The organism is Allobosea sp. (assembly GCF_036675845.1).
GTDB lineage: Bacteria > Pseudomonadota > Alphaproteobacteria > Rhizobiales > Beijerinckiaceae > Allobosea.
In genome coordinates, this window is the sequence record NZ_JAKFED010000007.1 from 1 (window position 1) to 8,666 (window position 8,666).

Annotated in this window: 8 protein-coding genes; 1 reads left to right on the forward strand and 7 read right to left on the reverse strand. The window is 68.3% G+C overall.

The window, feature by feature from the left end:
• Positions 1 to 223: 223 nt before the first annotated feature.
• From V6M56_RS00360 to V6M56_RS00370, 3 genes are all read right to left on the reverse strand, one after another.
• Positions 224 to 1,426: a site-specific DNA-methyltransferase gene (locus V6M56_RS00360; RefSeq protein WP_442881040.1), complete on the reverse strand. Its 1,203-nt coding sequence runs from the start codon at positions 1,424 to 1,426 to the stop codon at positions 224 to 226.
• Between the two features lie 302 nt (positions 1,427 to 1,728).
• Positions 1,729 to 2,355 (reverse strand): ribonuclease HII, encoded by a 627-nt coding sequence (locus V6M56_RS00365; protein WP_332680584.1) that lies wholly within the window; start codon positions 2,353 to 2,355, stop codon positions 1,729 to 1,731.
• A gap of 243 nt (positions 2,356 to 2,598) precedes the next feature.
• Positions 2,599 to 3,789: a PA0069 family radical SAM protein gene (locus V6M56_RS00370; protein WP_332680585.1), complete on the reverse strand. Its 1,191-nt coding sequence runs from the start codon at positions 3,787 to 3,789 to the stop codon at positions 2,599 to 2,601.
• Between the two features lie 115 nt (positions 3,790 to 3,904).
• Here V6M56_RS00370 and V6M56_RS00375 point away from each other — a divergent pair, with 115 nt between their 5' ends.
• Entirely contained in the window at positions 3,905 to 4,390 is a 486-nt protein-coding gene (locus V6M56_RS00375) for a glycosyltransferase family 2 protein (RefSeq protein ID WP_332680586.1), read from the forward strand.
• A gap of 9 nt (positions 4,391 to 4,399) precedes the next feature.
• On the opposite strand, the gene ypfJ is transcribed toward V6M56_RS00375, so the two are convergent.
• The 4 genes from ypfJ to V6M56_RS00395 all read right to left on the reverse strand — a co-directional run.
• Complete coding sequence (gene ypfJ / locus V6M56_RS00380; RefSeq protein WP_332680587.1) at positions 4,400 to 5,290, reverse strand: KPN_02809 family neutral zinc metallopeptidase; 891 nt, start codon at positions 5,288 to 5,290, stop codon at positions 4,400 to 4,402.
• A 95-nt stretch (positions 5,291 to 5,385) separates the two neighbouring features.
• Positions 5,386 to 6,390, reverse strand: a complete 1,005-nt coding sequence (cydB, locus tag V6M56_RS00385) for a cytochrome d ubiquinol oxidase subunit II (protein WP_332680588.1) — start codon at positions 6,388 to 6,390, stop codon at positions 5,386 to 5,388.
• Positions 6,391 to 6,401: 11 nt separating this feature from the next.
• The gene (locus V6M56_RS00390) at positions 6,402 to 7,832 is read right to left on the reverse strand and encodes a cytochrome ubiquinol oxidase subunit I (protein ID WP_332680589.1); all 1,431 of its coding nucleotides are present in this window, start codon (positions 7,830 to 7,832) and stop codon (positions 6,402 to 6,404) included.
• Positions 7,833 to 7,974: 142 nt separating this feature from the next.
• On the reverse strand, positions 7,975 to 8,666 hold a 692-nt coding region (locus tag V6M56_RS00395), incomplete at its 5' end, for a uracil-DNA glycosylase (protein ID WP_332680590.1).

An 8,666-nucleotide genomic window follows, 5' to 3' on the forward strand; every position in this document is an offset into this window, starting at 1 on the left:
GGCATGCGCTTCACGCCCTTCGCCCGGCTGAAGCAGGAGGCGTTCCCGAGCGTCTTCCTCAAGGCGCTGGAAGCCGGGCTGGAGGCGCTGCGGCCGGGTTAAAACCCGTTCCGGCACCTCAAGCCGTCATTGCGAGTGAAGCGAAGCAATCCAGAAGGGTTCGCGCTGCGGTCCCGGGATTGCTTCGCTTCGTTCGCAATGACGATGTGGCTCGGTCCGCGGGTCAGGCCGCCGCGAGCTGCGCCCGGATCTCGCCGCGCAGGGCGTCGAGCAGCACCGGCGCACCCTCGCGCTCGACATGCCAGAAGGTCCAGCCATTGCAGGCCGGCAGGCCCTGCGCCAGCGCACCGACCTTGTGGATCGAGCCGACGGCGGGTCCGAGATTCAACGTGCCGTCGGCGCGAACGAGCGCGCTGTGGCGGCGCTTCTCGTCGAAGACGGCCTCGCCCGCCTTGACCAGCCCGGCTTCGACCAGGCTGAGGAAGGGCACGCGCGGTTCGCTGCGCTTCGACGGGGCAGTGGCGAAGGCTTCCGGTGGCAAGGGCTTGACGGCCTCGATGCGGGCGCGCGCCGCCCTGGCATAGGTCTGCTCGCGCTCGATGCCGATGAAATGCCGGCCGAGGGCCTTGGCGACGGCGCCGGTCGTGCCGGTGCCGAAGAACGGGTCGAGCACGACGTCGCCGGGATTGCTGGCCGAGAGCAGCACGCGGGCGAGCAGGGCTTCGGGCTTCTGCGTCGGATGGACCTTGGTGCCGGCGCTGTCCTTCAGGCGCTCGTCGCCGGTGCACAGCGGCAGATACCAGTCGGAGCGCATCTGCAGGTCGTCATTGCCACCCTTCAGCGCCTCGTAATGGAAGGTGTATTTCGAGCTCGCGCCGCGCGCCGCCCAGATCAGCGTCTCATGCGCATTGGTGAAGCGCCGGCCGCGGAAGTTCGGCATCGGGTTGGCCTTGCGCCAGACGATGTCGTTCAGCATCCAGAAGCCGAGATCCTGCAGGATCGAGCCGACGCGGAAGATGTTGTGATAGGAGCCGATCACCCAGAGCGCGCCGTCGGGCTTGAGCACGCGGCGGCAGGCGGTCAGCCAGGCGCGGGTGAAGGCGTCGTATTCGGCGAAGGACGAGAACTTGTCCCAGTCGTCGTCGACGGCGTCGACGAGGCTGTCGTCCGGCCGGCGCAGGTCGCCGCCGAGCTGCAGATTATAGGGCGGGTCGGCGAAGACGAGGTCGACGCTGGCCGGCGGCAGCGCCTCGATCGCCGCGACGCAGTCGCCGACGATGACCTGATCGAGGGGGAGTGCCGGGAGAAGGCCCGTTGCGGGTGGAAGGCTCTTGGCCTTCATCCGGGACTCCAGTGCAGGCCGTCCGGTACGCGAGACTTGGATCCGGACGGCGGCACTGGCGGTCCCGGTACGCGAGATACTCATGACGCCCAGACCGTTACGCAACTTCAACAGTCGCGATCTTGGGGCGGTCAGGGTAAAGGCCGGGTTTCCGGGTTGAAAAAAATGCGTGCCATTCTGGGGCTGCAGAATTTGCCTAGCTCTTTGACAAGGTTAGGGAATTCGAAACGGAAGTTAAGGAATGGTAAGCGCGGGGCGGTGCCGTGAGAGGCGTCATGCTCGGGCTTGACCCGAGCATCTCGGGCCGGAGGAGGCACGTTCCAGAACCCTTCCTTCACGGGGCTCTCGGGTCTTCGCGGCGCTCCGCCCGAGAATGACGGGCCGCGCTATGGAAGCGATTCCGCCCGCGTCCAGACGCCCTTCACCGGGGCGAAGGAATATCGGTGCGCCGGGCAGGGGCCGTGCTCCTTGAGCGCGGCGCGGTGCCGAGCCGTGCCATAGCCGACATGGCCGGCAAAGCCATAGGCCGGATAGAGCTGGCCGAGCCGCGCCATCATCCGGTCGCGCGTGACCTTGGCGACGATCGAGGCCGCCGCGATCGACGAGGTCAGCGCGTCGCCGCCGATGATCGCCTCGCAGCGGCAGGGCAGGCGGGGCGGGTCGTTGCCGTCGACGAGGACGAGGCCGGGCCGCAAGGGCAGGGCCGCCACCGCCCGGCGCATCGCCAGCAGCGTCGCCTGCCGGATGTTGATCCGGTCGATCTCGACCGCCGAGGCGCTGCCGATGCCGATGCCGAGCGCCTGGTGAAGGATGATCTTCAAGAGCGCATCGCGTTGCGCGGCGCTCAGCAGCTTCGAATCGGCGAGGCCTTCCGGGATCGCCTGCGGATCGAGGATCACGGCCGCTGCCAGGACCGGGCCGGCGAGCGGGCCGCGGCCGACCTCGTCGACCCCGGCGACGAGCTGGCACCCCTGCGCGATGGCGCGCGCCTCATGGCTGAAATCGGCGAACATGGCGCCACGCTATGCCAGATCGCGGCGGTGCGGTCTGCCCCGGCTGCCGCGCATCCACAGTTCGCCGCGCGGCGCAGGGGCTTTTCCATCTGACTCTCAACCCGACGCGATGGTCATCCCGGCCGGAGCGCAGCACAGAGCCCGGATCCATGTCCGAGCCTCTATTGGCCATGGCCAGGCATGGGTCCCGGGTCTCCCTGCGGTCGCCCGGGACGACAGGCTCCAAGGGCAGGAGCCGCCCGCTCAGAACAGGCTGAGCTGCGCCTTCTCTTTCTCCGGCCTGACGAACAGGTCGCTGCGCAATCGCAGCCGCGTCGCGTTGAAGCCGAGCCGCTCGGCCGCCATCTCGAAGCGCCGCCCGATCATCCAGGCATAGGGGCCGGAGCCGACCTGGCGCTGGCCCCAGGCCGAATCATAGTCCTTGCCGCCGCGCGTCGAGCGGATCAGCGAGACGACATGGCGCATCTTGTCGGGATGATGGGTGACGAGCCAGTCCTGCACCAGGTCCTTCACCTCGAGCGGCAGGCGCAGCAGCACATAGCCGGCCTCGCGCGCGCCGGCGGCCTTGGCGGCATCGAGGATGCGCTCGATCTCGTGCTCGTTCACCGCCGGAATGATCGGCGCGACCAGCACGGTGACCGGGATGCCGGCCTCCGACAGCCGGCGGATCGTCTCGATCCGCTTGGCGGGGGCGGCCGCCCGCGGCTCCATGCCGCGCGACAGCTTCGGGTCGAGCGTCGTCACCGAGAGCGCGACCTTGACCAGGCCCTTCTCCGCCATCGGCGCCAGGATATCGATGTCGCGCTGGACCAGCGCCGATTTGGTGACGATCCCGACCGGGTGGTTGAACTTCGCCAGCACCTCCAGGATCCCGCGCATGATCCGGAGCTTCTTCTCGATCGGCTGGTAGGCGTCGGTATTGGTGCCGATCGCGATGGTGCGCGGCTGGTAGCTGGGAGAGGAGAGCTCCTTCTCCAAAAGCAGCGCCGCGTCGGGCTTGGCGGTCAGCTTGGTTTCGAAGTCGAGGCCCGGCGACAGCCCGAGATAGGCGTGGCTCGGCCGGGCGAAACAGTAGACGCAGCCATGCTCGCAGCCGCGATAGGGGTTGATCGAGCGGTCGAAGGAAATATCCGGGGAATCGTTCCTCGTAATGATGGTGCGCGGCTTCTCGATCGAGATCTCGGTCTTGAACGACGGCAATTCGCCGAGCGAGCCCCAGCCATCATCCTCGCTGACGCGCTGCTCCGCCTCGAAGCGGCCGCCGGGATTGATCGTCGCGCCGCGCCCGCGCCGCCGCTCCGGGTCGATGCGGCTGCCGACATAGGCGAGGGGGTCGACCGGCGCGAGCCGGGCGGAGACCGAGGCCGGCTCGGCATCGCGGCGCTTCAGCGCCTGCGTCGCCGGAGGTCTCGCGGAAGGTCGAGCTTGGCGCATGGGGTGGCTCCTCGCCGGAATCGCCGGTATCACGACGAAGGAATGTGAACATAACAGGAACAGATTGCAAGAGGCAGGATTGCGGCATGTTGCGCTGCGGCATAGAACTGGGGCCATGCTCACCGCCGTCATTCGCGCCAATGGTCGCGCCGAGGCGCTGGCCGCGACCTTGTCGGTGCTGATTCCGGCGGTGGCGGACGGCGTCATCGGCCATGCGGTGGTGATCGGAGCCGAAGGCGATGCCGAGACCCTGCGCCTCGCCGATGCGACCGGCGCGAGCTATGTCGCGGCGCGCAATGGCGCCTCCTGGTCGCTCGGGGTTGCCCAGGCGCGCGGCGACTGGGTTCTGCTGCTCGAAGCCGGCGATCTGCCCGAGCCGCATTGGGTGGCGAGCATCGAGCGGCATCTGCTGATCGCGGCCACGACGCCGGCGCTGATGCCGCTGCGCGGCTTGGCGGCATTGCGCGAATGGGGCGCGGTCTCGCTGCGCTCGCGCCGCGTCAGGGCCGGGCTGATCGCCCCGAAGAAACAGCTCCTCTCCGGCCGCCTGCCGGCTTCGCCGCGCCGGCTCGCCGTGGGGCGGGAGCGGGCGCTAGCCTGAGGTCGACGCTTAGAGCTGGTTCGTCCGGAACGTGTCGCAGCTCTGCATCGAGCCCGAGTTGAAGCCGGCGTTGAACCAGCGCATGCGCTGCGCCGCCGAGCCGTGGGTGAACGAGTCGGGCACCACCGCGCCGCGCCCGGCCTGCTGCTGCAGCTTGTCGTCGCCGATCGCCGAGGCGGTGCGCATCGCCTCCTCGATGTCGCCGGGCTGGATGCGATCCATCGCCTTGATGTTGTAGGCCCAGACGCCGGCGAAGCAGTCGGCCTGCAATTCGACGCGCACCGAGAGCTGGTTCGATTCGCGCTCGGAGAGCCGCTCGCGCATCTGGTTCACCTTGGGCAGGATGCCGAGCAGGTTCTGGATATGGTGACCGACCTCATGTCCGATGACATAGGCATAGGCGAAGTCGCCGCCGCCGCCGAGCTTGCGCTGCATCTCCTGGAAGAAGGAGGTGTCGAGATAGACCCGCTGGTCGTTCGGGCAGTAGAACGGCCCCATCGCCGACTGGGCGGTGCCGCAGCCCGACCGGGTCACGCCGTCGAACACCACCAGGCGCGGAGCTGTGTATTTGCGGTTGGCCTGCTGCGGCAGGACCTTCGACCAGATGTCCTCGTTCTGCGCCAGCACGGCCGAGACGAAGCGGCCCAGCTCGTCCTGCGGCGGGCCGGCCGATTTGCGCTGCTCCTGCGTCGGCGCGCTGCGCCCGCCGATGCCGCCGATCATCTCAGCCCCGCCGATCAGGATGCGCGGGTCGATGCCGAGCGCCCAGCCGACCAGGCCGAGCACGACCATGGTGCCGATGCCGATGCCGCCGCGGCCACCCGGGAGGCCGGCGAATTCGCCGCCGCCGCCACGCCGGTCCTCGAGGTTTTCGGACTGGCGGTAATCTTCCCAACGCATCGCGAGGCCCTTGCTGCAGCGCTGCCAATTTCCGCGAGGCGCAGCCTGAACTCAAGCGTTCATTCTGCGCCCCTGTCCGAGGCGTAAGCGGCGCCTCAATGGTAGCCGCTGTCGATCCTGACCTTGCCGCGGAAGGTCCAGTAGACGAAGGCGGTGTAGAACAGGATCATCGGCAGGAGGAAGCTGATCCCGATCAGCACGAAGATATGCGAGGACGGCGCCGCCGCCGTGTCCCAGATCGTCAGGCCAGGGGGCACGAGATAGGGAAAGTTCGAGATCGCCAGCCCGAGGAAGCAGAGCAGGAAGATCGCGATGGTGAAGGCGAAGGGCGTGAACTCGTGGTTCCCGTGCAGTCGCTTCCAGACCATGTAGCCGCAATAGGCGGTCAGCACCGGGAACGGCCAGAGCAGCAGCAGGTTCGATGGCGTGAACCAGCGCTCGGCGATCCGCGGATGGGCAAAGGGAGTCCACAGCGAAACCAACGCCGCGAAGGCCAGGAGCCCGAGCAGCAGCAGTTTGGCCTGGCGGCGGGCGCGCTCGGCGACCACGCCTTCCGTCTTGTAGACCAGCCAGGTCGCGCCGAGCAGGGCATAGCCGACGACGACGCCGGCCCCGCACATCAAGGTGAAGGGCGTCAGCCAGTCGAACGGGCCGCCGGCGAACTGCCCGTCGACAACCTTGATGCCCTGGATCAGCCCGCCGAGGATCAGGCCCTGGGAGAAGGCGGCGACGGTCGAGCCTGCCCAGAAGGCGAGATCCCAGACCTTGTGCCGCGGCTTCGCCACCCAGCGGAACTCGAAGGCGACGCCGCGGAAGATCAGCGCCAGCAGCATCAGGATGACCGGGATGTAGAAGGCCGGCATGATGATCGCGTAGGCCAATGGGAACGCGACCCAGAGGCCGGCGCCGCCGAGCACCAGCCAGGTCTCGTTGCCATCCCAGAACGGCGCGACCGAGTTCATCATCTGGTCGCGCTCGGCCTCTTCCCCGGTCGTCGGGAAGAGGATCGCGATGCCGAGATCGAACCCGTCGAGCACGACATAGAGCATGACCGCGGCGCCGATCAGTCCGGCCCAGATCACGGGGAGATACCATTCCATCTGGGTTCTCCTCAGAGCGCCGGCTGGATCTTGTCGTCGCCCGGCTTGCCGTCGCCGAACAGTTCGGAAGCCGGTGCCTGGGCCGCCTTCAGCGTCCGCTTCGAGGGCTGCTCGGGCGGGTCCTCATGGCTGATCTCGTCCGGTCCCTTGTCGATCAGCCGGTTGATCAGAAGGATGCCGGCGGTGAACACGACGCAGTAGACGCAGACGAACAGCGCCAGCGAGATCGCGACCTCGAGGGTCGTCACCGGCGAGACCGCATCCTTGGAGCGCAGGATGCCGGTGGCGAGCCAGGGCTGGCGGCCCACCTCGGTGACGAACCAGCCGGAAAGGATGGCGACGAAGCCGGCGGGCCAGGTGTATTGCGCGATCCAGAGCCAGCGCCGCGCCTCGAAGATCCCGCCGCGCCACCAGAGCCAGGCGCCGATCCAGCCGAACAGGATCATGCAGACGCCGATGCCGACCATCAGCCGGAAGCCGAAGAACGGGATCAGCACCGGCGGCCGGTCCTCGCGCGGGAAGTCCTTCAGGCTCTTGAACAGCGCGTCCATGCTGCCATGGGTGAACAGGCTGGCGAGCCCGGGGATCGAGATCTCGAAGCGGTTCAGCTCCGCCTGCTCGTCGGGCCAGGCGAAGAGCACGAGCGCGCCGGGCTTGGAGGAATCCCAGTGCGCCTCGATCGCCGCGAGCTTGGCCGGCTGGTAGATCGCGGTTTCGCGGCCATGAAAATCGCCGATCACCGCCTGCAGCGGCGCGGTCAGGGCGATCATCAGGATCGCCATGCGGACCATCGTCTTGGCCGATTCGGTGCGGTGCCCGGCGAGCAGATGGCGCGCGCCGGTGGCCAGCACCACGAAGGCGGTGGTGAGGTATGCCGCCGTCATCATGTGCATGAAGCGCAGCGGGAAGGTCGGGTTGAAGACGATCTTCATCCAGTCGACCGGGTAGACGATGCCGTCGCGCACCTCGTGCCCGGCCGGATACTGCATCCAGCTATTGGCTGAGAGGATCCAGAAGCCCGACAGGGCCGTGCCGCCGGCGACGATGACGGCGGAGAGAAAATGCAGCCAGGGCGGCACGCGCTTCCAGCCGAACAGCAGCACGCCGAGGAAGGAGGCCTCGAGGAAGAAGGCGGTCAGCACCTCGTAGCCGATCAGCGGGCCGAGCACATTGCCGGTGACCACCGAGAACCGGCTCCAGTTCGTGCCGAACTGGTAGGAGAGCACGATGCCCGAGACCACGCCCATGGCGAAGGAGACCGCGAAGATCTTGGTCCAGAACCGGGCGAGGAGGTGGAATTTCGGGTCGTCGGTCTTCAGCCAGAGCGCCAGCAGAGTCGCGATATAGGCCGATAGGCCGATGGTGAAGGCCGGGAAGACGATATGGAACGAGATGGTGAAGGCGAACTGGATACGGGACAGCAGAAAGGCGTCGATTTCCATCGCGTCGCTCCGGCATTCCGGCCACGCATGTCATGGCCGCGAGACCCCGCGAATCGCAGGTTCTACTCTGCGGGCTGAATAAGCAAGGCAAGGCCGGCCGGCAGCGCCGCTCGATGCCGCAGCGGCGTGATGCCGCCCCCCGTCACAGCGCCTCGATCGCCGCCTTCAGGGCCCGCAGGTCGCGCCAGGCCAGGCGCTTGTCGAGCGGGCTGCGCAGCAGATAGGCCGGGTGGAGGATCGGCAGGGCCGGGATCGTGCGCTTGCCGCTGTCATATTCCAGCCAGCGCCCGCGGGCGGCCATGATGCTCTTGACGTCGAGCAGCGCCATCGAGGAGGGCCGGCCGACGCAGACCAGGATGTCGGGATCGACGAGCTCGATCTGGCGCTGGACGAAGGGCAGGCAGATCGCCACCTCCTGCGGCGTCGGCGTGCGGTTGCCCGGTGGCCGCCAGGGCAGGAGATTGGCGATGTAGACCTGCTCGGCTCGGCTAAGCCCGATCGCAGCCAGCATCCGGTCGAGCAACTGCCCGGAGCGGCCGACGAAGGGCAGGCCGGCGCGGTCCTCGTCGGCGCCGGGCGCCTCGCCGACCAGCATCACGCGGCCGGCCGGGTTGCCGTCGGCGAAGACCAGGTTCTTGGCCGTCGCCTTCAGCGCGCAGCCCTCGAAACCCGCCATCGCCGCCTTGAGCTCGTCGAGCGTCCTGGCCTCGCGCGCCAAGGCGCGCGCCGAAACCGCGGCTTCGTCGGGCGGTGTCACGGCGGCCGCCGCGGCCCGGCGTGCGGTCGCCGGCGCTTCGGCCACGGCTCGCAGCGCCGGCCTGGGCGCCGGCTCGG